We start from the raw sequence: 24,709 nt of genomic DNA, 5'->3' as shown, positions 1-24,709 counted from the left end.
CTTTTTGTCAACGGGTCCGGTGCGGATGGAACACCCAGCCGCGCAACAGCACGAACCGGACCAGCGTCGCCACCAGGTTGGCCGCCACTAGCACCGTCAGCTCGATCAGATCATGCGGTTCGGGCACGACCGCGTGCAGAACGGCGAGCGATGAGCTGGTGATGACAAGGGCGATCGCGAACACGATCAGGCCTTCGACCTGGTGGCGAGTCATCCTTCGCAGCCCGCCGATCCCGAACGTGAACCGCCGGTTGGCGGCGGTGTTGCCGATCGCGGTGACAAGCAGCGCGATCAGGTTGGCCAGCTGGCCACCGCACCAGCCTTGCAGGAGCAGGAACAGTACGACGTAGGCGGCCGTGGAGACGACGCCGACGGCCCCGAATCTCACGACCTGGCGGAACAATGAGCGCGCAGGCTCGCCGGCCGCACCGAGCTGGGCGGCGATGGTGTGCACCGGCACCGAGCCGTCGGCGAACCCGCGCACCAGCCGGGCGATCCCGCGGAGGTCGGCGGCCGCAGTGGCCAGGATGTCGACACGACTGTCCGGGTCGTCCACCCAGTCGACCGGCACCTCGTGGATGCGCAGCCCGCTGCGTTCAGCGAGCACTAGCAGTTCGGTGTCGAAGAACCAGCCGGTGTCGACGACGTGCGGCAGCAGTGGCCGCGCGACATCGGCGCGGATCGCCTTGAACCCGCACTGCGCATCCGAGAAGCCGGCCGCCAGTGTGGATTTGAGGATCAAGTTGTAGCAGCGAGAGATGGCCTCGCGCTTCAATCCTCGTACCACCCGGGCGCCGCGGCCCAGCCGGGTGCCGATCGCGAGGTCGGAGTGGCCGGAGATCAGCGGCGCCACCAGCGGCGCGAGCGCGTTCAGATCGGTCGACAAGTCGACGTCCATGTACGCCAGTACCTGCGCGTCGGAATCGGACCACACCGCGTGCAGTGCGCGGCCGCGACCCTTCTGCTCGAGCCGCACCACCCGCACGTCTTCGAGTACATCCGCCAACTCAGCGGCCAGACGCGCCGTGCCATCGTCGCTGGCGTTGTCCGCAATCGTGATACGCGCGGCAAACGGAAAGTCGTCCTGTAGATGCCGGTGCAACCGGTGCACCGAAGCGACCAGGGTGGTCTGCTCGTTGTACACCGGGATCACGACGTCCAGCACCGGTGCGCCCGCCGCACGCGCGGCCGCTGCGGCGTTGGGTCGGGATTCGAAACGTGAGCGCTCGGAGGCCGGCCCGTCCAGGGCGATATCTGTCATGGCACTAATGGTCGAGGCGCAGGTTTTGTCCCACGTTGGCCCAACCTGTGTGTGCGCTATGAGTTCGGGTGCGTGCGGCCAACGCGGCAGGAGACTCCTTGGTTTTTACGTCTGCTCGGCACAGTTAGTACGGCAACGTCACCACAAACCGCGTATCACCGGGGACGCTGTGCACCGCGATGCGACCCTGGTGGGCCTTCACGACGGCCGCGACGATTGCCAGTCCCAGCCCCGTGCTCCCGCCGCGCCGGGATCGCGAAGAGTCACCACGCGCGAACCGCTCGAAGATCTCCGGCTGCAGCCAGTCCGGGATGCCTTGGCCGTCGTCGGCCACCGTCACCACCGCGGAACCGTCCGTGACGGTCAGCGACGTGGTGACCGAGGTACCCGCCGCAGTATGCAGCCGGGCGTTGGCGAGCAGGTTGGCGAGGACCTGGTGCAACCGGGCCTCGTCGCCGACGGTGAGGACCGGTTGGTCCGGCAGGTCCAGCAACCACCGGTGCTCTGGGCCTGCCACGTGGGCGTCACTGACCGCGTCGGCGATCAGGCGCGACAAGTCCACCGGTTCCCGCTGCAGTGGCCGACCGGTGTCGAGCCGGGCCAGCAGCAGCATGTCTTCCACGAGCTGAGTCATCCGCCCCGCCTCGGACTCCACCCGGCCCATCGCGTGTGCGACGTCCTCGGGCACGTCGTCGCGCCTGCGTTGCGCCAGCTCGGTGTAACCCCGGATGGCGGCTAGCGGGGTGCGTAACTCGTGGCTAGCGTCGGCGACGAACTGACGCACCCGCGTCTCGCTGGCGTGCCGCGCCGACAACGCCGACGCGATGCGGTCCAACATCCGGTTCAGCGCCGACCCCAGTTGCCCCACTTCGGTGTGCGCGGCGGCCGGATCGACCTCGACGATCGGCGTCGGCAGCCGCACCTCGCCGCGGTCGAGCTCGAGGTCGGCCACCTGCGCGGCCGCATCCGAAACCCGTGCCAGCGGCGCCAGTTGGCGACGGATGATCAAGATCCCCGCCGTCGTGCCCCCGACCAGCGCCAACGCACCCACCACGCAGAAGATCAACACCACCGTCAGCAACGTGGAGTCGACGTCGGAGGTGGGCAACCCGGTCACGATCGTCTGTCCGGGGCGATGCGCAGGCATGGCAATGACGCGGTAGCGGCCGAGTCCGTAGAGCTCGACGGTGGTCGGCGTGTCGTCGGGCGCGACGCGCGCCAGCTGTAGCGTTGCCTGCGTGCTGATCGGGGCACGTGTGCCGTCTGCGGTGATGACGGCCGCGTCGACGGGCGCGCCTCGCGAGACGACCGCACCGACCGTCCGCGCAGCCTGACCGGGCGCGTTGAGAAAGGCGGGTCCCGGGCCACGGTCGTCGCGGGGGATCATCCGTCGCGGAAGCCCGGGCGGGTGGGGAAACGCCGGCGGGGGTGGGCCCAGTTGGAAGATGTCCGCGGAGCGACGGCCGGTTTCCGCCAGCTGCGCGTCGAGCTGGTTGGTCAGGAAGTGTTGCAGCGCGGTGACGGTGCCCACTCCGATTGCGGCACACACCACGGCTAGCAACATGATCTGGGTGGCCAGCAGCCGTGCCCGTAGCGACCATGTCCGCGGCGTGCGATGCCGCATCAACCGTCGCTCAACGGGCGGGTTTGAGGACATACCCGGCACCACGCAGGGTGTGGATCATCGGCTCGCGCCCGCTGTCGATCTTCTTGCGCAGATACGAGATGTACAGCTCAACGATGTTGGACCGGCCGCCGAAGTCATAGCTCCACACCCGGTCGAGGATCTGTGCCTTGCTCAGCACCCGCTTGGAGTTGCGCATCAGGAACCGCAGCAGCTCGAATTCGGTGGCGGTCAAGGAGATCAGGTCACCGTCGCGGGTCACCTCGTGGCTGTCCTCGTCGAGCACCAGGTCGCCGACGACGATCTGGGCCCCGCCCGTTTCACTGGCCACCCCGGTGCGGCGCAGCAACGCCCGCAGCCTCAGCACCACCTCTTCGATGCTGAACGGCTTGGTCACGTAGTCATCACCGCCCGCGGTAAGGCCCGCGATGCGGTCCTCGACGGAATCTCTCGCGGTGAGCAATAACAGCGGCAGCCCGGGGAGCTGCTCGCGCAGCCGGCACAGGACATCGAGGCCGCTCATGTCGGGCAGCATCACGTCGAGCACCACGACATCGGGCGGGTTCTGGCGGGCGGACGCGATGGCGCTGGCTCCGTCGCCGGCCGTGAGGGTCTCCCACCCCTCGTAGCGCAACGCCATCGACACCAGATCGGCCAGCACCGGCTCGTCGTCGACCACCAGCACGTGGATGGGTTCCCCGTCTGCCCGACGCATGACGATGCGCTCGTTGACGGAGCCGTCTGCAGCTGGCACGGCTTCATTATTCGCACGGCGCATGGGTGGTGGCTGAGCGTTTCCTATGTGCCGGCTGTGAATCTACTCGGCGGGTTCCTGCCCGATCGTCGACGGCGGCGTGGTGATCGACGGTGTCGCGACCGACGTCACCGGCGCCCGCGGCGCTGGGGCCTCCGTGCTGGTCTCGCCCAGCGTGGCCTGCGGCGTGGTCGTCGCGGGTTGAAGCGGCAACGGTTCTGCGGCGCTGGTCTGCTCCGCCGCGACGGTGAGCGCACCCATGCTCAGCAAGGCGGCCGCCCCGACCGCCGCGGATACGACTTTGATCTGCTTCGCGCTCACCTGACACCTCCGATCTCCTGCGCTACGAATAGCCCAAGCCGGTCCAGGTCAAACGCCGTCGCACGCCGCGTCGCACCGCCAGTACCCCGCCCATCTCCTAACCTGTGCGTCATGGCGCGGACCGACGGAGCGACCGCATGACGCGGTATCTGGCCCGTCGGCTGCTGAACTATGTCGTGCTGCTGGTCCTGGCGTCGTTTCTGACGTTCGGGTTGGCCTCGGTGGCCTTCAACCCGTTGGAGAACCTGCTGCAGCGGAACCCGCGTCCGCCGCAGGCCGTGATCGACAACAAGCGGCTCGAGCTGAACCTCGACAAGCCGATACCCGTGCGCTACGTGCACTGGGCGTCCGGGGCGATCCGCGGCGACTTCGGCACCACGATCGGCGGGCAGCCGGTCACCGACGAACTGTGGCGGCGCATCGGGGTCAGCCTGCGCCTGGTGGTCATCGGGTCGGTGTTCGGGGCGGCCATCGGGGTCATCGCCGGCGCGTGGAGCGCGATCCGGCAGTACCAGATGAGCGACCGCGTCATCACGCTGTTGTCGTTTCTGCTCATCAGCACGCCGACATTCGTGTTGGCGCCGCTGTTGATGCTGTCGGCGGAGCGGGTCAACAGCCTGGTCGGGTTTCAGTTGTTCGAATACATCGGCGAGACGTCGCCGAACGCCATCGTCGGTACGTGGAACCAGATCCTCGACCGGCTACAGCATCTGGTGTTGCCGTCGGTCACGCTGGCGCTCACCGCAATCGCCGGTTACAGCCGCTACCAACGCAACGCGATGCTCGACGTGCTGGGCCAGGATTTCATCCGCACCGCCCGCGCCAAGGGGCTGACCCGGCAGCAGGCGCTGTTCAAACACGGGCTGCGCACCGCGTTGATCCCGATGGCCACGCTGTTCGCCTACAGCGTCGCCGGACTGTTCACCGGCGCGGTGTTCGTCGAGATGATCTTCGGCTGGCACGGCATCGGTGAATGGTTCGTGCACGGCGTCAACACCCAAGACACCAACATCACCGTCGCGATCACGGTGTTCGCCGGGGTGATCGTGCTGGTGGCCGGGGTGCTCTCCGACATCATCCTGGCCGCCCTCGACCCGAGGGTGCGGGTGCGATGACCGAATCCGGTGTGGACATGCGCAGGTTCGCCTCGCGGCGCGTCCTGGTGTGGCGCCGCTTCCTGCGCAACAAGGCCGCCGTGGCATCGCTGGTGCTGCTCGTGCTGCTGTTCATCGGCTGTTACGCCCTGCCGCCCCTGCTGCCGCACAGCTACCACGAACTGGACTACTACGCGCTGCGCCAGCCACCCAGCCTCGAGCACTGGTTCGGCACCAACGCGCTGGGCCAGGACCTGCTGGCGCAAACGCTTCGCGGCATGCAGAAGTCGATGCTCATCGGGGTCTGCGTGGCGTTCATCTCGACGGTGATCGCCGCGGCGGTCGGCACGATCAGCGGCTACTTCGGCGGCTGGCGCGACCGCAGCCTGATGTGGATCGTCGACTTGATGCTGGTGGTGCCGAGCTTCCTGCTGATCACGATCGTCGTCCAGCGCACCAGGGGCGACATCGTGTGGATGATCGTGTTGTTGGCCGTGTTCAGCTGGATGATCAGCTCCCGCATCGTGCGGGGTTTGACGATGAGCTTGCGCGACCGCGAATACGTCGCCGCCGCACGGTATATGGGGGTGCGCGACCACCGCATCATCCTGCGTCACATCCTGCCCAACGTCGCGTCGATCATCATCATCGACACCGCACTGAACGTGGGTGTGGCCGTGCTGGCCGAAACAGGTTTGAGCTTCCTGGGATTCGGTATCCAGCCGCCCGACGTGTCGCTGGGCACGCTGATCGCCGACGGCACCAAATCGGCGACCACCTTCCCGTGGCTGTTCCTGTTCCCCGCCGGTGTGCTGGTGCTGATCATCTTGTGCGCCAACCTGGTTGGCGACGGGCTGCGCGACGCCCTCGATCCCAGCGCGCAGCCACTGCGGAAGGGCCGGCGCAAGTGAGCCTGCTGCAGGTGCGCGACCTGACCGTCGCGTTTCCGACGGACACCGCCTCGGTGAACGCGGTGCGCGGCATGAACTTCTCCGTCGAGCCGGGCGAAGTGGTGGCTCTCGTCGGTGAATCCGGTGCCGGCAAGTCGGCCACCGCGATGGCAGTCGTCGGGCTGCTGCCCGAATACGCCGAGGTGTCCGGTTCGATCCGGCTGCACGACGACGAGCTGATCGGGCTGCCCGACGCGCGGATGTCGAACATCCGGGGCAAGACCATCGGCACGGTGTTTCAGGACCCGATGTCGGCGTTGACGCCGGTCTACACCGTCGGCGACCAGATCGCCGAGGCGATCACCGTCCACCAGCGCGACACCAGCCGGCGGGCGGCCCGGACCCGTGCGGTCGAGCTTCTCGAGCTGGTCGGCATCGCCCAGCCCGAACAGCGGGCGCGGGCGTTTCCGCACGAGCTGTCCGGCGGTGAGCGCCAACGCGTGGTCATCGCGATCGCCATCGCCAACGACCCCGACCTGTTGATCTGCGACGAGCCGACCACCGCGCTGGATGTCACCGTGCAGCAGCAGATCCTCGAAGTGCTCAAGACCGCGCGCGACGTCACCGGCGCCGGGGTGCTGATCATCACCCACGACCTGGGCGTGGTGGCCGAGTTCGCCGACCGCGCGCTGGTGATGTACGCGGGCCGCGCCGTCGAGGTGGCCTCCGTCGAGGAGCTGTACCGCAACCGCCGGATGCCCTACACCGCCGGGCTGCTCGGCTCGGTACCGCGCCTCGACGCCGCGCAGGGCTCGCGTCTGGTGCCTATACCGGGTGCGCCGCCGTCGCTGGTCGCGCTGCCGCCCGGTTGTCCGTTCACGCCCCGCTGCCCGTTGGCCATCGAGGAGTGCAGCGCCGCCGAACCGGAGCTCGCCGCGGTGAACCCGCAAGCCCCCGATCACCTGGCCGCGTGCATCCGCACCGAACACGTCGTCGGCCGCAGCGCCGCCGAACTCTACGGGGTGTCCACCGAGCCGCCCGCGGTTGAGCCCGCCGAGGACGTACCCGTCGTGCTGCGGGTGCAGGACCTGGTCAAGACCTACAAGCTGACCAAGGGGGTGGTGTTGCGCAGGCAGGTCGGTGAGGTGCGCGCGGTCGACGGTGTCAGCTTCGAGCTGCCGCGCGGCCGCACGCTGGGGATCGTCGGCGAATCCGGGTCGGGCAAGTCGACCACCCTGCACGAGATCCTGGAACTGGCTGCCCCGCAGTCGGGTTCGATCGAGGTGCTCGGGTCCGACGTCGCATCGTTGGATCGGCGGGCGCGTCGGTCCTTGCGCGGGGATCTTCAGGTGGTGTTCCAGGATCCGGTGGCGTCGCTGGACCCGCGGATGCCGGTGTCCGACGTGCTGTCAGAGCCGTTGCGGGCCAACGGCTTCGGCAAGAGCGAGACCGAAGACCGGGTCCGTGAGCTGCTCGATATCGTCGGGTTGCGCGCCCACGACGCCGCCCGGTATCCGGCGGAGTTCTCCGGCGGGCAGAAGCAGCGCATCGGGATCGCGCGGGCGCTCGCGCTGCAACCCAAGATTCTGGCGCTCGACGAACCGGTATCGGCGCTGGACGTGTCGATTCAGGCCGGCATCATCAACCTACTGTTGGACCTGCAGGACCGCTTCGGGCTGTCGTACCTGTTCGTGTCGCATGACCTGTCCGTCGTCAAACACCTCGCCCACCGGGTCGCCGTGATGTACAAGGGCAGCATCGTGGAACAGGGCGACGGTGATCAGGTCTTCACCAACCCCCGCCACGACTACACCCGCAGGTTGCTGGCTGCCGTGCCGCAGCCCGAGGTGAATCGCGGCTAGAGTCGAGCGACATGAAGATCCGACGCTTCGCTGTGGCGACCTTGGCAACTGCGCTGGTGCTGTCCGGCTGTTCCAGCGGCAACGAGGAAGCCCCGTCGGCTGGCGGGGAGGCCGAGGTCGGCACCACCAACGACATCAATCCGCAACCGCGGGAGAACCTGCGCGAGGGCGGAAATCTGCGGCTGGCGCTCAACGACTTTCCGCCGAACTTCAACTCGTTGCATATCGACGGCAACGTCGGTGATGTCGCCTCGCTGATGCGGCCCACGATGCCGCGCGCGTTCCGGATCGCCGCCGACGGTTCGGCGACGGTCAACACCGACTACTTCACCAGCGTTGAGCTGACCAGCACCGACCCGCAGATCGTCACCTACACGATCAACCCCGAAGCGGTGTGGAGCGACGGCACACCGATCACCTGGGAAGACATCAAATCCCAGATCGATGCCACCAGCGGTAAGAGCGATCAGTTCGCCATCGCGGCGACCAACGGCAGCGACCGGGTCGCCTCGGTCGAACGGGGCGTCGACGACCGGCAGGCCGTGATCACGTTCGCCCAACCGTGGGCCGACTGGCAGGGCATGTTCGCCGGCACCAGCGTGCTGACGCCGAAGAGTACGACGGCCACCCCGGAAGCGTTCAACACCGGCCAACTGGACCGTCCTGGCCCGTCGGCCGGCCCGTTCATCATTTCCGAGCTCGACCGCGGCGCCAAGCGAATCACGTTGACCCGCAACCCGAAATGGTGGGGTGAGCCGCCGCTGCTGGACCGCATCACCTTCCTGGTGCTCGACGATGCCGCGCGCATACCTGCGTTGCAGAACAACACCATCGACGCCACCGGCCTGGCCACGCTCGACGAGATGGAGATCGCCCGGCGCACCGCCGATATCGCGATCCGGCGCGCACCGGGGCTGGCCTGGTACCACTTCACGTTCAACGGGGCGCCCGGCAAGATCCTGGAAGATCCTGCGCTGCGCCGAGCGATCGCCAAAGGCATCGACCGCGAGACGATCGCCGCGGTGACCATGCGCGGGCTGGCCGACAACCCGGTGCCGCTGAACAACCACATCTTCGTCGCCGGCCAGGAAGGCTACCAGGACAACAGCGGGGTCGTCGCATTCGATCCGGAGCAGGCCAGAAAGGAACTCGACGAGCTGGGTTGGACACTCAACGGGCAGTTCCGCGAGAAGGACGGTCGTCAGTTGGTGATCCGCGACGTGCTGTTCGACTCCCTGGGCACCCGCCAGTACGGGCAGATCGCGCAGAACAACCTGGCCCAGATCGGCGTCAAACTCGAGCTCGACGTCCGACCGGCGGCCGGGTTCTTCACCGACTTCGTCACCGTCGGCAACTTCGACATCGCCCAATTCGCCTGGAGCGGTGACGCGTTCCCGTTGGCGAGCCTGACGCAGATCTACCGCACCGACGCCGAGAGCAACTTCGGCAAGATCAGCAGCCCGGAGATCGACGCGAAGATCGAACAGACGGTCTCAGAACTGGATCCGGACAAGGCCCGCACGCTGGCCAACGAGCTGGACAAGATGCTGTTCGAAGAGGTGTTCAGCCTGCCGCTGACACAGTCGACCGGAAACATCGCCGTGCGAAGCGATTTGGCGAACTTCGGCGCGTTCGGCCTGGCCGACGCGGACTACACGAAGATCGGCTTCATGAAGTAACGCGCTGCGGGGTTTGTGGCGCTGCGCCGGGCAGCGCTGACTCCAGTGCCGTCGCGGCCGCCATACCCCATAGCAGGGCGCGGATGCCCAGCCCGGGCGGTCGCGAATCCAGGGTTGCCGAGCGAGCGGGCAGCCCCCGGGCCCAACCCGCATAGAGGGCGTCGATGATGTCCAATGCCGCCCGTTCGCGCGAGTCCACGATGCTGTGGCCCGCGGTCGCGAGGGTGACCAGCACCGCATCCGGTATCAGCGAGGCGATGCGGCGGGCCACCGCCGGCGGGGTGATCAGGTCGCGGCCACCGCAGACCACCACCGTAGGCCAGCGAAAGTTCGGCATTTCGCTGGCCAGGTCATAGGGTTCGGCGACGAAGTCCGGCGCGCCCAAGGCGTTTTCGCGGTAGGCGACCGCCGAGTCCAGTGGTCGGCCGTCGGGGGCGGCGCCGTAGTTGAGCTCCCGGTAGGCGATGCGGGCCACCAGGTCGGGTTCGTTGCGATACGGCGCCTTGCGGTCGAAGACGAACCGGCCGGCCCGCTCCATGGCGGACCACAGCCGGCGTCGACCCGCGAGTAGCAGATCGAGGTGACGCTCCAGCGGGTCCGGGCCTGCGAACCCGTAGAGCGCGGTGGCGAGGTTTGTGGCGGCAGGCGACAAGAAGCCGTCATCGACGAGTCGGCGCACCTTCGGCGCCAGGTCGGCGGTCTCGGCGGCTTCGCCGTCCCACAGCAGCCGTCGGATCGCGTCGCGCACCACGTAGATATCGGCGGCGGACAGCACCGGCGAGTCGAGCACCGCGGCGATATCGTCGACGACCGAGTCGATGGTGATGGCCTCGGGCGGAAGGTCCGCACCGCTGTCGTCGTGGCGGGACAGCCCGACGCCGCGATGCTCGACCATGATCACGTCCAGCCCGGCGGCCGCGGCGCGACGCCGTAAACCCCGGTACAGCGCCACCGATGCGGCGCCGGGCCCGCCGGGGATGAGCAGCAGCGGATGCGTCGACTTACGGCCGGCGCGCACGTAGTACAGGTCGAAGCGGTCGTCGGCACCGCTACGCACCGGGCGCCGGACCGGACGCACCCCTGGCAGCGCCGCGAGTTTGGCGTGCATCCGCCGGCGCCTGGCGTTCATCGTCATTGCCAATATTGTGCCCCGTCGCCAACCCGGCCCAGGTCAGCGTGACGAACTATGCCGACGCCGCCAACTCGATGTGTTGGGCGCCCTCGATACCGGCGTAGCGCTGCGCGTTACACGTCAACACGATCACCTGACCGTCGCCGCCGACGGCGTTGAACACCGCTCCCATCTTGGCCAGCCGGTCGACGTCGGTGAACCCGAGCGCATCGTCGATCACCACCGGAACGGTGTCCTCGTGGGCCACCAGCGCCGCGCTGGCAAGCCGGGCGACGATGCCCAACTGCTCCTTGGCGCCGCCGGACAACGAGTCGTACGGGACGGTGCGGCCCGACAGCGTGCGGCTGCAAATCCGTAGCGCGCTGTCGATTTCTACCTCGAAGGTGTCGCCGAAGACGATGCGGCCCAATCGTTCCACCTCGGCGCGGAACGGCTCGACGTAGCGAAGCCGCGTCGCGTCGCGGTGCCGGGTGATCACCGAACGCAGCAGTTCTGCGGCGCGCGCCCGGCGGCGGACCCGCTCGTACTCGGTGTGGGCGTGTTCCCGCTCGGTCTCGGCGTCGTCGAGTTGGCTCTTGCGGCCCTGGGTGCCGTAGACCCGCAACTGAGCCGACAGCTCCCGCAGGGTCTCGGCCAACTCGTCATGGCGGGTGCCCAGCTCATCGGCGCGTTGGGTGGCATCACGCAGCGTCGTCGCGACGGTCTCCGGCGCGGTGCCCGTCAGTTCTTCGCCCAACTCCGCGACCAGCCCGGCCGCCCGCTGCGCTTTTTCACCGTGCGTCTCGGCGTTGACGGCCAGCTCGTCGTCGGAGGCCGCCGCCCGCTGCTCGGCCAAACGCTCACGGGCCGCAGCGATTTCGGCCTCGACGGCGGTGAGTTTCTCTCGCAGCGCCGCAGCGCGCACCGTGCGTTCGCCCAGCCGTTTGGCCGCCTCCTCGGCGACCTTGCGGTGTGTTTCGCACTCCGAGACCGCCCGTTGGTAGGCGGCCGACGCGGCGTCGAGTTCGGCACGGACCTGCGCGGCGTCGCGAGATCCGTCCACGTCGGCGCCAGCATGCTCGCCGAGTTCGGCAAGCCGCGACCTCAGCGCATCGGCGGTGTCGTCACCGGTCAGCGCGTCAACGGTGGCGCGCAACCGGTCGCGCTCGGCGGTCAGTTCGCGACGCCGCTGGTGGCGCAGCCGCGCCGTTGCGACATCGTCGACGCCGGCCTTGGCTAGTGCTTCAGCCAAATCCTCTTGGGCGGCAACAAGTTGCGCGCGTGTCTCGGTGGCCGTGGCGCCGGGGACCACTCGCGCGGTGATCACTCCGGGCAGTTCGATGTCGGTCGGCGCGCCGAGGTTCGACGACCATATCGATCCGGCTTGCAAATCGACCGGTTCACCGTCGACGCGTAGCTCGACATCGGCGACCGCCGTGAGCTCCACCCGCGCCGACGTCAACTCGGCTTGCCCCGCCGCGCGTTGCACGGCGACGTCGGCGGCCTCGATCGCACGCATCAGCTCATCGGTCAGCATGTTGTCCACAAGCTCGGTGTGCACCCGCTCGAGGTCGCGCTGCGCCGCGTCGATCTTGGCGATCCGGGTCGTAAGCCGGCCCGCCTCCTCACGATCGGCGAGGGCCTGCACAGCTTGCCTGGCCGCCTCGACGCGGGTCCGGGCGTCTTCCAATGCCGTCCTGGCTTCATCGGCCGCGACGTCAGCGGCCTGCGCCACCTCGGTGGCGGTGGCGTGCTCGTCGGCGGCCTCGGTGACCGAGGCCTGCAGTTCGGCGATCGCGGCGGCGCGCTCGTCGATGTCGGCGCGCAGCCGGCGTCGTTCGGTCACCGCGGTGATCGCGGCCTGATGCGCGGCGTCGGTCGCCGCGGCCACCAGCTCGGCTTCCTTGAGTTGCCGCGTCAGCTCGGCGACGGCCTCCGCGGCCTGCTGCGCCGCGGCGAGCCGCTTTGCCGCCTCAGCACGTTGCACAGCGGCCCGGCCGAGGTTTTCGGTCAACTCGTTATGGCGGCGTAGCGCGTCGTCGACCTCAGCGACCGCGGCCGCGCACCGCGCCAACTCCTGTTCGGCGTCGCGCAACCGGTTGGTCACCGCCGCCCACTCGCCGGTGGGCCTGCCGGTGCGGGTGAAGTAGCGCAGGTACTCCTCCTCGACACGGTCAATCAGCAGCGCCTCGGCGCCCGTCGCCCCGGGCTGCGAGGCGTCCGGCTGCGCCTCGCCGGCGGCCACATCCAGCGCCCGCGACAACGCGTCACAGCCCGACAGGTCCACGGCGGCCGTCGACGTCGACTGCAACACGCGGTGCGCCTGCCACAGCCCGGTGTCGACCGTCTCGTCGAGGATGGCCCGCACCCGGTCGTGCGCTTCGTCACCGGTGAGTTGTTCGCGGTGCGGGGCGAACACGGTCAACGCGGTCTCGCAGCGCTTGTGGAACCGCTTGCGGTACTCGAAGCGGTAAGGGCCGGTCGATATTTCGGCCGTGATCTCGGCGCCGACGTCGGCGTGCGTCGGCTTGACCTGTTTGACTTCCTTTTTAGCCGAGCGGTCTTTGGCCTCCAGCAGCAGGTCCAGCGCCTCGATCATCGACGACTTGCCGATCTCGTTGGCGCCGCTGACCACCACGACGCCGCGGTCGGGAAAGTTGATCTCGCGGCGGGTGATCCCGCGGTAGTTCGTCAACACCATGCGGTGCAGCTTCATGCCACTCCCCTATCGGCCAGCCGCAGCAGCAGCGCCAGCGCCGCGCGCGCGTCGTCGGCGGCGGTGCCGTCCGCGCGCGCGGTCGTGACCAACTCGTCGACCGCGGCTGCCGCGAAGCCGCCGATGCCCAAATCGTCGAATTCCCCGTCGGCGGGCACGACCGCGATGTCGGATTGCTTGTCCCACACAGTCAACGCGGCGAACCGCCGCAGGTATTTGTCCAGGCAGGCGTCGAGCGCCGCCTTGTCGGTCACGGTCAGCGATCCGTTCAACGCGATCCGCACGACCGTGCGTTCCTTGTCGGGCAGGCAGTCGAGGTTGATATCGAGGTCGGCCACATCGCGGTTGTTGTCCACCGAACGGCGCAGCGTGACGAACCGCCAGCGGCCCACCTTGTGCGGTTCGACCCGGACCGGATGCGCGGGGTCGTCCTCTTCGACCTCGACCACCAGCACATGCCCCGGATCGGGTTCGATGTCGTCGTAGTTGGTGACCTCCGGCGACCCCGAATACCAGATCCGGCCGGTGGAGCCCACCTGCATCCGAGAGTGCTTGTCGCCCAACGCGACATAGTGCACAGCGCCGCGGTTGACGGCCTCCTCCAGCGCCGCCAGCCGGATCAGCGAAGGCCGGTCCTGGTCGGGCACGTGGATGTCGACGGCGCCGTGCCCGACGACGATCCTGGTCACCCCGTCGGCGGGCAGGTCGGCGAGCACGTCGGCGACGGGGTCGGTGCGCGGAGCCTTGGAGGTCCACGGCGCTGCCACCAGCTGCAACCCGGGCCGCACCTCGTGCACGCCCGCGCGGTCCAGCACCGTCACGTTGTCCGGGCATTCTTGGGTGAACAGCGCACTGGTGTACACCGATGACGCGTCCAGTGGGTCGTGGTTGCCCGGCAGCAGGTACACCGGAATACCGATGGCGCGCATGGCTTCCAGCGACAGGCTCACATCGCGGGGGGCCAGCTGGTTGTGTTCGAACACGTCGCCGGCGACCACCACGAACTCCGCGCCGGTGTCGGCCGCCACCGAGTCGAGGCCGGCCACCACGTCGCGGCGGGCGGCCGAATACCGGGGCTGTGCCTCACCGTTGAGGAAGTAGCGGGTCATACCAAGCTGCCAGTCGGCGGTGTGCACGAAACGCATCTCGGCTCAGCCCTTCCCCTCGTGGCGCCCTCGGTACTTTCTCTGGGCATCGCGAGTGTATGACCGGGCACCGACAAGTCCGGGGAGGTGCAACGGCATGGCCTACCGTGGGTCGGGTGAGCGACTCCCACCGCACGCTGCTGCTGCTTCGTCACGGCAAGTCGGACTATCCGCCGGGGGTGGACGATCACCAGCGGCCGTTGGCGGCGCGCGGGGTACGCGAGGCCGCGCTGGCCGGCGACTGGCTGCGCGCACACACGCCCGAGATCGATGCGGTGCTGTGCTCGACGGCCGTACGCACCCGCCAGACGCTGCAGCGCACCGGTATCGAGGCGCCCGTCGAATACGTCGACCGGCTCTACGACGCGACCCCCGGCACCGTCATCGGCGACATCAACCGGACGCCGTCACATTTCCCATCCGGCGTGCGGACCCTGCTGGTGGTCGGACACGAGCCGGCGATGTCATCTGTCGCGTTGGGGCTGGCCAGTCCCGACGGCAGCAACAGCGCTGCGGTCGAACACATTTCCACCAAGTTTCCGACCTCGGCGATCGCGGTGCTGCGCACCGAGCAGCCGTGGCCGGAATTGGCGCTCAGTGGTGCGCACCTGGTCGCCTTCCACGTGCCGCGCTAGCGGTTCGTGTGCGTTTAGGCGCGCACACCGCAACACGACGCACACAAATCGCAGGTTAAGCGCGGGTCGCCAGCGTCAGCTCCATCAGCTTCAGCGCCATCTCGCAGGCGTCCATGCCCGGTGACTGCGGGTTGACCCACCACCCGACCACGCCCGCGGCGTCGCTGGCCACCCCGCAGGCGCCGTTCGGATCGTCGGGACGCATCACGATCGAGCGGATACCGGCCACCGACCGGTCTTCGATGCGGTAGTCCAACCGCTGCGCGGTCTCGCGCTCGTTTTCGAGGTCGCCCAGCTCGAACCAGAACCGGGTGATGTCGACCAGCCCCGACGGGTTGAGGGCCTGCCAGCGGCACACCGCGCCGACGAAGGTGCTCTGGATGTCGAGCGGGTCGGCGCCGACGGTCTCGGCGAGGATGTCCTCGGTCAGCACGTCGCACTCCTTGAGCAGGTTCGGGTACTCCCGCTCGGAGGTCTCGTTCCTGGGGACGCCGCCCGATCCGGACTTGGCCGCGGTGCCCTCGACGGTCTGGGTGCACCCGGCCAGCAACGAAAGCCCGGCCAGCGTCACGAAGCACGCGGCTACGGCGCGACGGATTGGGCGGCGTCTCATTCCGAGTTCACAATCGATTGGCGGGTCAGTTCCTTGGCAACATCGCATGGATCGGGAAACGGCTTCTGGATGTAGCTGACCGACCACTCGATGAAGTCGTCACCGAACTGGATGCCGATCTCGCACAGGTTGTTGCCCAGCATCGGGTCCTCGCCCAGCGCAATGAAGCCGTCGTGGCCCTCGATCGTGATGTCTTCCACGCTTGCCCGCGTGAGCTCCTCGGTCTTGCGTTCCCGCCCGATGGGGCTGCCCCGGAACCAGGTGAACGAGAAATGCGGGCCCAGGATGTTGCCGCCGGCCAGCCACTGGCATCCCACCGAGGTCTTGGCGGTGTTGACCAGGCCGGGCACCCGGGTCTGCGCACCGATCTCCTCGTCGCTGACGCCGCCGCACTGCGGAAAGAACGGACCGTGGGAGACGTTCTGCGTCGGCGCCGACGTTTGCGGCACCTCAGGGCCGGTGGGCTCTGAATCCGAGCAGGCGACCAGTGGGCTGATAACCGCAGCCGCCACAGCAAGCCGCAGAAGATTCGCGCGGGTGGTGGGGGTCACGTCATGCACTGTAGCGGCAGCTCATCAGGTCAACCACCGACATCCCCATTGACCTGCGTCGTTCACGGAAGCCCAGGTGTTTCGCATCAGACGGTGACCGCAACCGGTGTGCGACAGTAGCCAGATGTTGTGGGCGCTGCTGCGACAGTATGCGCGGCCGTACCGGCGGCTGCTCGCTACCGTCGCGCTGCTTCAGGTGATCAGCACGCTGGCCTCGTTGTACCTGCCCACGGTCAACGCGGCCATCATCGACGAGGGCGTGGCCAAGGGCGATCTGGCCACCATCGTGGAACTGGGTGGGGTGATGCTCGCCGTCACCGCCCTGCAGGTGCTCTGCGCGGTAGGTGCGGTGTTCTTCGGGTCGCGGGCGGGCATGGGGTTCGGCCGTGATCTGCGCTCGGCGATGTTTCACCACGTGACGAGCTTTTCCGCCGAGGAGACGGCACGCTTCGGCGCGCCGTCGCTGCTGACCCGCACCACCAACGACGTCCAACAGATCCAGGTGCTAGTGCAGCTGACCTGCACCATGCTGATCACCGCGCCGATCATGTCCATCGGCGGCATCGTCATGGCCATGCACCTCGACGTCGGCCTGTCGTGGCTGCTGGCGGTCGCCGTGCCCGTGCTGGCCGCGGCCAACTACTGGATCGTCTCGCGTCTGCTGCCGGTCTTCCGGCGCATCCAGCGCCAGATCGACGGCGTCAACCGGGTGATGCGCGACCAGCTCGCCGGTATCCGGGTGATCCGCGCGTTCGCCCGGGAAGCCTTCGAACGCAACCGCTTCGCCGAAGCCAACCACGCGTTGGCCGACACCGCGGTGGAAGCGGGCCGCTGGCAAGCGCTGATGTTGCCGGTGACGACGCTGGTCATCAACGTCTCCAGCGTCGCGCTGATCTGGTTCGGCGGCTTGCGCATCGATGCCGGACAGATGCAGGTCGGCGCCTTGATCGCGTTCTTGTCCTACTTCATGCAGATTCTGATGGCGGTGCTGTTGGCGACGTTCATCCTCGTCATCGTTCCCCGGGCATCGGTGTGCGCCGAACGAATCACCGAGGTGCTGTCCACCGAACCACAGATCACCAGCCCGCCACATCCGGTAAGGCCGGCCGCGATCGGCGGCCAGATCCAGCTGCAGTCAGCGACGTTTCAGTATCCCGGGGCTGAACGCCCGGTGCTGCAGGATGTTTCGTTGATCGCGCAGCCGGGGACGACGACGGCCGTCGTCGGCTCCACCGGATCGGGCAAGTCGACGCTGCTGGCGCTGATCTGCCGGCTGTATGACGTGACGTCGGGTTCGGTGCGCATCGACGGCGTCGACGTCCGCGACTACGACCCCGAGCAGCTGTGGTCGACGATCGGCCTTGTGCCCCAGCGCGGCTACCTGTTCTCCGGCACGGTGGCCGACAACCTGCAACTGGGCGTGTCGCCCGGCCAGGTGGCCACCGTTGACGAGATGTGGGAAGCGCTGCGGGTGGCCGCCGCCGACGACTTCGTCCGCGCCCACCCCGACGGGCTGTCGATGCGGGTCGCCCAGGGCGGCATCAACTTCTCCGGCGGGCAACGGCAACGGCTGGCCATCGCTCGTGCGGTCATCCGCCGGCCCGCGATCTATCTGTTCGACGACGCCTTCTCGGCGCTCGATGTACACACCGACCTGCGGGTGCGGACCGCATTGCGTGACGTATCGTCGGCCGCAACGGTCATCCTTGTGTCGCAGCGGATTTCGACGGTCGCCCAAGCCGATCAGATCGTCGTCGTCGACGACGGCCGCGTGGTGGGCGTCGGCACCCACGAGATGCTGTTGACCCAGTGCGCGCAGTACGCGCAGTTCGCCGACTCACAATCGCTGAGCGCCGGCGTCGGGGGTGCGCAATGACCGGGCCGATGGCGCGGCCCATCCGCGGTGTGGTGCAGGCCCCGACCGAACGGTCGCGCGACTTCACCGGTTCGGCTGTCCGGCTGGTGAAATGGCTGACGCCGCAGCGCGCACTGGCCACGACTGTGATCCTGTTGGGTATCGGCGGCATCGCGATCAGCGTGATCGGGCCGCGGATCCTCGGGCACGCCACCGACTTGTTGTTCAACGGTGTGATCGGACGGCAACTGCCTGCGGGGCTCACCAAACAGCAGGCGATCGATGCCGCGCGCGCCCGCGGTGACAACACCTACGCCGACCTGCTCTCCGGTATGGACGTCGTACCGGGTCGTGGCGTCGACTTCGGCGCCGTCGGCCGCACCCTGCTCCTTGCCCTCGGCCTGTATCTGATTGCTGCGCTGTTGGTCTGGCTGCAGTTTCGGATCCTCAACGTTGTGGTGCAGCGGACGATGGTGAAGCTGCGTTCTGACGTCGAGGACAAGGTGCACCGGATGCCGTTGTCCTACTTCGATTCCCGTCAGCGCGGCGAGGTGCTCAGCCGGGTCACCAACGACGTCGACAACATCCAGACGTCGCTGTCGATGACCATCAGCCAGCTCATGACCTCGGTGCTGACCGTGTTCGCGGTGCTGGTGATGATGTTGACGATCTCACCGCTGCTGACGCTGCTCACGGTGGTGACCGTGCCGTTGTCGCTGTGGGCCACCAAGGCGATCGCGCGCCGGTCGCAGCGGTTGTTCGTTGCGCAGTGGACCAACACCGGGCGGCTCAACGCCCACATCGAGGAGACCTACAGCGGCTTCACGATTGTCAAGACCTTCGGTCACCGTGCCAAGGCCACCGAACAGTTCGGTGAGTTCAACGACGACGTGTATCGGGCCAGCGTCGGTGCGCAGTTCTTCTCCGGTCTCGTCGGGCCCGCCACCACGTTCATCGGCAACCTCAGCTATGTCGCCGTCGCGGTGGTCGGCGGTCTGCAGGTGGCCACCGGGCAGATAACCCTCGGCAGCATTCAGGCGTTCATCCAGTACGTCCGCCAGTTCAACCAGCCGCTGACCCAGGTGGCTGGGATGTACAACACGCTGCAGTCCGGCATCGCCAGCGCGGAACGGGTTTTCGATTTGTTGGACGCAGAGGAGGAGACCCCGGCTGGCGAGGGCCGGTCGCGCAGCGCTGTGAAGGGGCGGGTGGAGTTCGAGAATGTCAGCTTCGGCTACCGTCCCGGCGTCCCGGTGATCCAGGACGTATCACTGGTGGCCGAACCGGGCAGCACGGTGGCGATCGTCGGGCCGACCGGCGCCGGCAAGACGACGCTGGTGAACCTGCTGATGCGGTTCTACGAAGTCGACGCCGGACGCATCCTCGTCGACGGAGTGGACATTTCGACGGTGAGCCGAGCCTCGCTGCGGTCCCGGATCGGAATGGTGCTGCAGGACACCTGGCTGTTCGGCGGCACGATCTACGAGAACATCGCCTATGGCCGGCCTGACGCAGGTGAAGACGAGGTGATCGCGGCCGCCAAGGCCGCCCACGTGGACCGGTTCGTCCACACGCTGCCCGACGGATATCAGACCCGGGTCAGCGACGACGGCGGCAACATCAGCGCGGGCGAAAAGCAGCTGATCACCATCGCCAGGGCGGTGCTGGCGCAACCGCGACTGCTGGTTCTCGACGAGGCGACCAGTTCGGTGGATACCCGCACCGAGCTGTTGATCCAGCAGGCGATGGCCGAGCTACGCCGGGACCGCACGAGTTTTCTTATCGCACACCGGCTCTCGACGATACGCGATGCGGACCTGATCGTGGTGTTGGATGCGGGCCGCATCGTCGAACGGGGCAGCCACGCCGAGTTACTGGCTAAGCGTGGTGCTTATTGGGCCATGACGCAGGTGTAGTCGTCGTAACCTCGATCCGATGAGCGAAACGGTGTACACGTTCTGCCGGTACTGCCTGGCGTCGTGTGGTCTAGAGGTGACGGTCGATCACAACCGCATCACCAAGATCGCGGCCGACAAACAGAACCCGCACTCGTGGCGGGACTTCTGCGCCAAGGGGCGCACCGCCAACCAGGTCGTCGAGCATCCGCGCCGGATCCTCAACCCGATGCGCCGCGTCGGCGACACCTACGTCGAGGCCACCTGGGAAGAGGCCATCGCCGATATCGCCGCCAGGATGAACGCGCTCATCGACGCCGGCGGACCGGACAGCGTCGCCGTTTACTACGGCAACCCGGCCGGCTTTTCGTCGTCGAACGTCATCTTCATGAACGGCTGGCTTGACGCGATCGGCACCCAGAACCGTTATGCGGTGGGCTCAGTCGACCAGAACGCCATGCACGTGGTGGCTGAAGCGATGTACGGGTCGATCCTGATGGCGCCGGTGTCCGACATCGACAACTGCGATTACTTCCTGCTGGTCGGCACCAACCCCGCGGTGAGCGCGTGGAACTGGCTGGAAACCGTGCCGAACGGATGGCGTCGTGCGCTGGCGCGCCAGAAGCAGGGCGCCAAGATCGTGATCGTCGATCCGTTGCGCACCGAGAGCGTCGAGAAGGCCGACGTTCATCTGGCAGTGCGGCCCGGCCAGGACTGGGCGCTACTGTTGGCGCTGGTCAAGGTCATTCTCGACGATGGCCTCGAGCATCGCCTGGATTGCGCTGAACTCGCCACCGGGTTCGACGATTTGCGAACGTTGGTCGCCGACGCCGATCTCGACGACCTGGCCGCGCGGTGCGATCTGTCCCGCCGGGAGATCGAGCAGGTGGCACGCGAGTTCGCCGCCGCGCGCGGCGCAATGGTGGTGACCCGAACGGGTGTGTCGATGCACCGGACCGGAACCGTCGCCGAGTGGCTGGGCCACGTGCTCAACGTGATCACCGGGCGGATGGACCGTCCCGGCGGTCGCAGGTACGAACCGGGTTACGTCGACGCCCTCCGGATGGCGGGCATGGTCAAGGCCAAGCCGCACCGCAGCCGGCTGCTCGGCCGCGAGATGGTCGCCGGCGCGCACGCCTTGTCCGAACTGCCCGATGAGATCACCACAGCCGGCCGCGGCCAGATTCGCGCCCTGGTCATCAACAGCGGCAACCCGGTGGTGTCCGGGCCCGACGGGGCGCGCCTCGACAACGCGCTGGCGCAGTTGGATCTTTTGGTGGCCATCGATTTCGTGCAGCGCGAGAGCCATCGCCATGCGCATTGGCTGCTGCCCGCGGTGCACTGGCTCGAACGCGACGACTTGCTGGCGTTCACCAGCAACATGCACGACGAGCCGTACCTGCAGTACGGGGAGCGGGCCGTGCAGCCGCCACCCGGTGCGCGCGAGGAGTGGCGCATCTTCACCGACCTCGCGATCGCGATGAACGCGCCGCTGTTTGGGGCCAAGGGGCTCAACGGCTTCATCAAGGCGACCCGCAGGTTGGCCGCCATCACCGGGCGGCCGAGGCTGGAGTTCGGCCCGCACTGGATCGACCGGCTGGTGGTCGCGACAGGCCGTAAGTTCAACGGCCGCCGGATCAAATGGCGCGATGTCATATCCCACCCGCATGGAATGGTGTTGGGGCCAAGGGAGTTCGGACATTTCCGGAGGGCGCTGCGTACCGACGACAAGAAGGTGCACGCCGCGCCACCGGAATTCGTCGAGCGAGCCCGCGAGTTGCTCGCCGCACCGCCCCCCGAGGCGCCGCTGGGCTATCCGTTCCAGCTGGCCAACCGGCGCCACCGCCATTCGATGAACTCATGGCTCAACGATGTGCCCGGCCTGCATCCGGGCGGTAAGGGCAACGACGTCGTCATCCATCCCAAGGACGCCGCCGATCTCGGTGTCGCCGACGGCGATCTGGTGCGGGTGTTCTCACCGGTCGGCGCGGTCGAAATGAAGGCGGTGCTCAGCGACTGCCCGCGCCAGGGCGTCGTCATCATCGACCATGGCTGGGGCTCACGGGTTTTCGACCCGCGCGGTGGAGCGCAGCCGGTGTCGCACGGAGTCAACCGCAACCTGCTCATTGCCGGCGGGGCGGTGGACCCGCTGTCACAGACCGCCCCGTTGAGTTCGTCGTATGTCGGGGTCGAACGCGTCTAGAGCTGCGGTCCCTGGGCGCGCAGGTCGTCGACGTTGCGCATCGCCTCCCGCAGCTGGCCCAGCCATTCGTCGGCATGCTCCCCGACCAGCCGCACGGACCACGCCAGCGCATCGGAGCGCGAGCGCGCCACCCCGGCGTCGACCAGCGTGTCGAGCACCTGACGCTCGGGCTGCCGCAGCCGCGTCATGACCGGTACGGCGAGGCGGGTGAACAGAATCCGTTCATAGGTTTCCCCGTCGCCGGCCCGGATCTCTACGCCCCAGGCCACCTTGCGCGCGTAGCGCGCTTCGGCTTCGTCGGCGATGCGCATGCGCTCGGAGCGAGTTTCCTCGCGGAACCGCGCCACCCGGCCCGACGCGTGGGCCTCGCTCTCCGATGTCTCGGTGCCTTCGGCGTCGGGCAGACGCCCGATGACGGTGACCTCCTCGCGGTCGACGACGACGGCCGGGTCGCCGTCGAACCAGCCCTGCGGTAGTCGGCCGGCGAACCAGCCGGGTGCCTCGCTGGCGTCGGCTTGCGGTGTCGGCTGCCAGCCGCCGGGTCGGCGGCGGCCGTGAACAGTATGTCTCATGATTACATGATTACACTGTTACATCGCTGGTGGTACGGCTTTGCTTACCGCGAAACTGCAAATTCGCAGGACAAGTGCCAGTAGGCAGCGGATTTGCAATCGCGCGGGCTAAGGCGCGCGAGATTAGTTGCGCTGGCGCAGCACGACCGCGGCGCCGCCGGCCACCGCGGCGATCAACAGCAGGATGGCCAACGCCGGGCTGACCAGCCACCACACCAGTCCCACCGCGACGAGCACCGGTGACACCGCGAACAGCACCATCGCCGGGTGCTGCTTGATCACTGCGAGCGCGCCGCGGGCACGGGTCCGATCGATTTCCTTCGCCATGTGACCAGGATGCCAGTGCGTGCCTAGATTTGTTGCCATGACGGGACCACGCGACAGCGCAAGTTGGCGTCCCGACCCGGAGGGACGTTACGAGTACCGCTGGTGGGACGGCCAGCGGTGGACCGATCAGGTGTCACATCAAGGCCAGGTCGGGCGGGCCCCGTTGGGCACGCCTGCGCAGGCCGTACCGTCGGGCGGTGAGTTCGAGGGCATCTCAGGCGATCTCGTCGACGGCCGGTTCAGCGAGAAAGAGGCCAAGGCGATCGCGAACCAGAACACGAAGATGCTGCGCGTACGCCTCGGCGAGCCGTTCATGGCCCGGCAGGGGTCCATGGTCGCCTACCAGGGCAATGTGGACTTCGCGTTCGAGGGCGGCGGGGCGTCGAAGTTCCTCAAGAAGGCGTTGACCGGCGAAGGCCTTCCGCTGATGCGCTGCCAAGGCCAGGGCGACGTCTTCCTCGCCGACCGCGCGTTCGACGTGCACCTGCTGAACCTCACCAATTCCGGGCTGTCGATCAGCGGAAAGAACGTACTGGCGTTCTCGTCGAGCCTGGACTGGAACATCGAACGGGTGAAGGGCGGCAGCATCGCGACGGGCGGGCTGTTCAACACCACGCTGCGCGGCACCGGCTGGGTGGCGCTGACCACCGACGGTCCGCCGGTGGTGCTCAACGCCGCCGAGGCGCCGACGTTCGCCGACACCAACGCGGTGGTGGCGTGGTCGGCAAACCTGCAGACGCAGCTGAAGATGAGCTTCAAGGCGGGTGCGCTGATCGGCCGCGGCTCCGGCGAAGCCGTGCAGGTGTCGTTTTACGGGCCGGGTTTCGTGATCGTGCAGCCCTCGGAGGGCGTCGCGGTTACGCCGGCCCAGTAGTCACAACTCGAGCAGCAGCGTCACCGGGCCGTCGTTGACGAGTTCGACGCGCATGTGCGCGCCGAACACGCCGGTCGCAACCTGCGCGCCGAGCGCCCGCAAGGCGTCGGCGAAGGCGTCCACCAGCGGCTCGGCGACGGGACGGGGCGCCGCGGCGTTCCAGGCGGGCCGCCTGCCCTTGGCGGTGTTGGCGTACAACGTGAACTGGCTGACGACCAGGATCGGCGCACCGACGTCAGATGCGGACTTCTCGTCGTCGAGAATCCTTAGCTGCCATAGCTTTTCGGCGAGTCGCGCGGACTTGGCCGCGTCGTCGTCGTGGGTGACGCCGACGAGCGCGAGTAGGCTCTGCCCACCGGGGCGCGACACCTCTCCGACCACCGCGCCGTCGACCTTCACCGCGGCCGAAACCACCCGTTGCACCAGGACACGCATGACCGCAGATGCTGCCACGCACGTCGCAGCCGCGGCCCCCCGGCCTCGGTTGCATACCCCATGGGGGTATGGGTACGCTGGAGTCATGAGCACGACGACCATCACCGTGACCGGGATGACCTGCGCCCACTGCGCCGCGTCGGTCCGTGAGGAGATCGGCGAGATCGCAGGTGTCCGAGCCGTCGACGTTGACGTCGAAAGCGGCGCGGTGACCATCGACAGCGATACCCCGGTCGACCGCGGCGTAATCCAGAGCGCCGTCGAAGAAGCCGGCTACCAGCTGGCCGGCTGA

The 24,709-nt window shown here is 67.8% G+C and carries 22 protein-coding genes; 10 read left to right on the top strand and 12 right to left on the bottom strand.

Annotated features, from left to right (window positions below; translation table 11 throughout):
- Window positions 1-7: 7 nt before the first annotated feature.
- The 4 genes from ABQE44_RS19760 to ABQE44_RS19745 all read right to left on the bottom strand — a co-directional run bounded on the left by ABQE44_RS19760 (window position 8) and on the right by ABQE44_RS19745 (window position 3,960).
- Window positions 8-1,261, bottom strand: coding sequence for a bifunctional glycosyltransferase family 2/GtrA family protein (locus ABQE44_RS19760; RefSeq protein WP_448393497.1), 1,254 nt, complete (start codon window positions 1,259-1,261; stop codon window positions 8-10).
- Window positions 1,262-1,385: 124 nt separating this feature from the next.
- On the bottom strand, window positions 1,386-2,918 hold the full coding sequence (locus ABQE44_RS19755; RefSeq protein ID WP_448431449.1) for a sensor histidine kinase: 1,533 nt from the start codon (window positions 2,916-2,918) through the stop codon (window positions 1,386-1,388).
- Entirely contained in the window at window positions 2,896-3,600 is a 705-nt protein-coding gene (locus ABQE44_RS19750) for a response regulator transcription factor (RefSeq protein WP_448393584.1), read from the bottom strand. Before ABQE44_RS19750 ends, ABQE44_RS19755 begins: the two co-directional genes overlap by 23 nt.
- Before the next feature lie 102 nt (window positions 3,601-3,702).
- Window positions 3,703-3,960, bottom strand: coding sequence for a hypothetical protein (locus ABQE44_RS19745; protein ID WP_448393495.1), 258 nt, complete (start codon window positions 3,958-3,960; stop codon window positions 3,703-3,705).
- A 137-nt stretch (window positions 3,961-4,097) separates the two neighbouring features.
- Here ABQE44_RS19745 and ABQE44_RS19740 point away from each other — a divergent pair, with 137 nt between their 5' ends.
- From ABQE44_RS19740 to ABQE44_RS19725, 4 genes are read left to right on the top strand one after another with little or no spacing between them, the layout of a single operon-like run.
- Window positions 4,098-5,075, top strand: a complete 978-nt coding sequence (locus tag ABQE44_RS19740) for an oligopeptide ABC transporter permease OppB (RefSeq protein ID WP_448393494.1) — start codon at window positions 4,098-4,100, stop codon at window positions 5,073-5,075.
- The gene (locus tag ABQE44_RS19735) at window positions 5,072-5,965 is read left to right on the top strand and encodes an oligopeptide ABC transporter permease OppC (protein ID WP_448431447.1); all 894 of its coding nucleotides are present in this window, start codon (window positions 5,072-5,074) and stop codon (window positions 5,963-5,965) included. The genes ABQE44_RS19740 and ABQE44_RS19735 overlap by 4 nt, the downstream gene beginning before the upstream one ends.
- Window positions 5,962-7,806, top strand: coding sequence for an oligopeptide ABC transporter ATP-binding protein OppD (locus tag ABQE44_RS19730; RefSeq protein WP_448393492.1), 1,845 nt, complete (start codon window positions 5,962-5,964; stop codon window positions 7,804-7,806). Before ABQE44_RS19735 ends, ABQE44_RS19730 begins: the two co-directional genes overlap by 4 nt.
- Before the next feature lie 11 nt (window positions 7,807-7,817).
- Complete coding sequence (locus ABQE44_RS19725) at window positions 7,818-9,485, top strand: oligopeptide ABC transporter substrate-binding protein OppA (RefSeq protein WP_448431445.1); 1,668 nt, start codon at window positions 7,818-7,820, stop codon at window positions 9,483-9,485.
- Here the strand turns inward: ABQE44_RS19725 and ABQE44_RS19720 are convergent.
- Genes ABQE44_RS19720 through ABQE44_RS19710 form a run of 3 tightly spaced genes read right to left on the bottom strand, consistent with a single transcriptional unit; the run spans window position 9,475 to window position 14,457 of the window.
- Window positions 9,475-10,620 carry an alpha/beta hydrolase family protein gene (locus ABQE44_RS19720; protein WP_448431443.1) on the bottom strand — a complete coding sequence of 382 codons (1,146 nt, stop codon included), beginning with the start codon at window positions 10,618-10,620 and terminating at the stop codon, window positions 9,475-9,477. The genes ABQE44_RS19725 and ABQE44_RS19720 overlap by 11 nt on opposite strands.
- 49 nt (window positions 10,621-10,669) lie before the next feature.
- Complete coding sequence (locus ABQE44_RS19715; protein WP_448393489.1) at window positions 10,670-13,312, bottom strand: AAA family ATPase; 2,643 nt, start codon at window positions 13,310-13,312, stop codon at window positions 10,670-10,672.
- A complete protein-coding gene (locus ABQE44_RS19710) occupies window positions 13,309-14,457 on the bottom strand; it encodes a metallophosphoesterase family protein (protein ID WP_448431441.1) in 1,149 nt (382 codons plus the stop codon). Before ABQE44_RS19710 ends, ABQE44_RS19715 begins: the two co-directional genes overlap by 4 nt.
- Window positions 14,458-14,573: 116 nt before the next feature.
- On the opposite strand from ABQE44_RS19710, the gene ABQE44_RS19705 reads away from it, so the two are divergent.
- Window positions 14,574-15,092, top strand: coding sequence for a SixA phosphatase family protein (locus ABQE44_RS19705; protein WP_448393487.1), 519 nt, complete (start codon window positions 14,574-14,576; stop codon window positions 15,090-15,092).
- Between the two features lie 55 nt (window positions 15,093-15,147).
- Here ABQE44_RS19705 and ABQE44_RS19700 read toward each other — a convergent pair whose 3' ends face one another.
- Both ABQE44_RS19700 and ABQE44_RS19695 read right to left on the bottom strand, forming a co-directional pair.
- Window positions 15,148-15,705 (bottom strand): DUF3558 domain-containing protein, encoded by a 558-nt coding sequence (locus ABQE44_RS19700; RefSeq protein WP_448393486.1) that lies wholly within the window; start codon window positions 15,703-15,705, stop codon window positions 15,148-15,150.
- A complete protein-coding gene (locus ABQE44_RS19695) occupies window positions 15,702-16,265 on the bottom strand; it encodes a DUF3558 domain-containing protein (protein ID WP_448393485.1) in 564 nt (187 codons plus the stop codon). The genes ABQE44_RS19700 and ABQE44_RS19695 overlap by 4 nt, the downstream gene beginning before the upstream one ends.
- Window positions 16,266-16,380: 115 nt before the next feature.
- On the opposite strand from ABQE44_RS19695, the gene ABQE44_RS19690 reads away from it, so the two are divergent.
- The 3 genes from ABQE44_RS19690 to ABQE44_RS19680 are packed head-to-tail and all read left to right on the top strand — an operon-like array spanning window position 16,381 to window position 22,209.
- Window positions 16,381-18,132, top strand: a complete 1,752-nt coding sequence (locus ABQE44_RS19690) for an ABC transporter ATP-binding protein (protein ID WP_448393484.1) — start codon at window positions 16,381-16,383, stop codon at window positions 18,130-18,132.
- A complete protein-coding gene (locus tag ABQE44_RS19685; protein WP_448393483.1) occupies window positions 18,129-20,027 on the top strand; it encodes an ABC transporter ATP-binding protein in 1,899 nt (632 codons plus the stop codon). Before ABQE44_RS19690 ends, ABQE44_RS19685 begins: the two co-directional genes overlap by 4 nt.
- Window positions 20,028-20,046: 19 nt before the next feature.
- A complete protein-coding gene (locus tag ABQE44_RS19680; protein ID WP_448393482.1) occupies window positions 20,047-22,209 on the top strand; it encodes a molybdopterin-containing oxidoreductase family protein in 2,163 nt (720 codons plus the stop codon).
- On the opposite strand, the gene ABQE44_RS19675 is transcribed toward ABQE44_RS19680, so the two are convergent.
- Together ABQE44_RS19675 and ABQE44_RS19670 are read right to left on the bottom strand one after the other, a co-directional pair.
- Window positions 22,206-22,781: an ATP-binding transcription factor AbmR gene (locus ABQE44_RS19675; RefSeq protein ID WP_448431439.1), complete on the bottom strand. Its 576-nt coding sequence runs from the start codon at window positions 22,779-22,781 to the stop codon at window positions 22,206-22,208. The genes ABQE44_RS19680 and ABQE44_RS19675 overlap by 4 nt on opposite strands.
- Before the next feature lie 123 nt (window positions 22,782-22,904).
- Window positions 22,905-23,108, bottom strand: a complete 204-nt coding sequence (locus ABQE44_RS19670) for a hypothetical protein (RefSeq protein ID WP_448393480.1) — start codon at window positions 23,106-23,108, stop codon at window positions 22,905-22,907.
- A gap of 37 nt (window positions 23,109-23,145) precedes the next feature.
- On the opposite strand from ABQE44_RS19670, the gene ABQE44_RS19665 reads away from it, so the two are divergent.
- Window positions 23,146-23,982, top strand: a complete 837-nt coding sequence (locus ABQE44_RS19665; RefSeq protein WP_448393479.1) for an AIM24 family protein — start codon at window positions 23,146-23,148, stop codon at window positions 23,980-23,982.
- Here ABQE44_RS19665 and dtd read toward each other — a convergent pair whose 3' ends face one another.
- Window positions 23,983-24,417 (bottom strand): D-aminoacyl-tRNA deacylase, encoded by a 435-nt coding sequence (dtd, locus tag ABQE44_RS19660; protein WP_448393478.1) that lies wholly within the window; start codon window positions 24,415-24,417, stop codon window positions 23,983-23,985.
- Between the two features lie 85 nt (window positions 24,418-24,502).
- On the opposite strand from dtd, the gene ABQE44_RS19655 reads away from it, so the two are divergent.
- Window positions 24,503-24,709 carry a heavy-metal-associated domain-containing protein gene (locus ABQE44_RS19655; protein ID WP_448393477.1) on the top strand — a complete coding sequence of 69 codons (207 nt, stop codon included), beginning with the start codon at window positions 24,503-24,505 and terminating at the stop codon, window positions 24,707-24,709.

Source organism: Mycolicibacterium sp. XJ2546, from assembly GCF_053483195.1.
The sequence above is the reverse complement of the archived record's forward strand: the minus strand, read 5'-3'. Positions and strand labels throughout refer to the sequence as shown.

Excerpts from the sequence above, each read along its gene's own strand:
- ABQE44_RS19735 (WP_448431447.1), top strand. The coding sequence starts at position 5,072 with ATGACCGAATCCGGTGTGGACATGCGCAGGTTCGCCTCGCGGCGCGTC.
- ABQE44_RS19680 (WP_448393482.1), top strand. The coding sequence starts at position 20,047 with ATGAGCGAAACGGTGTACACGTTCTGCCGGTACTGCCTGGCGTCGTGT.
- dtd (WP_448393478.1), bottom strand. The coding sequence starts at position 24,417 with ATGCGTGTCCTGGTGCAACGGGTGGTTTCGGCCGCGGTGAAGGTCGAC.
- ABQE44_RS19750 (WP_448393584.1), bottom strand. The coding sequence starts at position 3,600 with ATGCGTCGGGCAGACGGGGAACCCATCCACGTGCTGGTGGTCGACGAC.
- ABQE44_RS19700 (WP_448393486.1), bottom strand. The coding sequence starts at position 15,705 with ATGAGACGCCGCCCAATCCGTCGCGCCGTAGCCGCGTGCTTCGTGACG.
- ABQE44_RS19760 (WP_448393497.1), bottom strand. The coding sequence starts at position 1,261 with ATGACAGATATCGCCCTGGACGGGCCGGCCTCCGAGCGCTCACGTTTC.
- ABQE44_RS19720 (WP_448431443.1), bottom strand. The coding sequence starts at position 10,620 with ATGACGATGAACGCCAGGCGCCGGCGGATGCACGCCAAACTCGCGGCG.
- ABQE44_RS19655 (WP_448393477.1), top strand. The coding sequence starts at position 24,503 with ATGAGCACGACGACCATCACCGTGACCGGGATGACCTGCGCCCACTGC.
- ABQE44_RS19665 (WP_448393479.1), top strand. The coding sequence starts at position 23,146 with ATGACGGGACCACGCGACAGCGCAAGTTGGCGTCCCGACCCGGAGGGA.
- ABQE44_RS19710 (WP_448431441.1), bottom strand. The coding sequence starts at position 14,457 with ATGCGTTTCGTGCACACCGCCGACTGGCAGCTTGGTATGACCCGCTAC.
- ABQE44_RS19685 (WP_448393483.1), top strand. The coding sequence starts at position 18,129 with ATGACCGGGCCGATGGCGCGGCCCATCCGCGGTGTGGTGCAGGCCCCG.
- ABQE44_RS19675 (WP_448431439.1), bottom strand. The coding sequence starts at position 22,781 with ATGAGACATACTGTTCACGGCCGCCGCCGACCCGGCGGCTGGCAGCCG.
- ABQE44_RS19755 (WP_448431449.1), bottom strand. The coding sequence starts at position 2,918 with ATGTCCTCAAACCCGCCCGTTGAGCGACGGTTGATGCGGCATCGCACG.
- ABQE44_RS19740 (WP_448393494.1), top strand. The coding sequence starts at position 4,098 with ATGACGCGGTATCTGGCCCGTCGGCTGCTGAACTATGTCGTGCTGCTG.
- ABQE44_RS19690 (WP_448393484.1), top strand. The coding sequence starts at position 16,381 with ATGTTGTGGGCGCTGCTGCGACAGTATGCGCGGCCGTACCGGCGGCTG.
- ABQE44_RS19670 (WP_448393480.1), bottom strand. The coding sequence starts at position 23,108 with ATGGCGAAGGAAATCGATCGGACCCGTGCCCGCGGCGCGCTCGCAGTG.
- ABQE44_RS19715 (WP_448393489.1), bottom strand. The coding sequence starts at position 13,312 with ATGAAGCTGCACCGCATGGTGTTGACGAACTACCGCGGGATCACCCGC.
- ABQE44_RS19725 (WP_448431445.1), top strand. The coding sequence starts at position 7,818 with ATGAAGATCCGACGCTTCGCTGTGGCGACCTTGGCAACTGCGCTGGTG.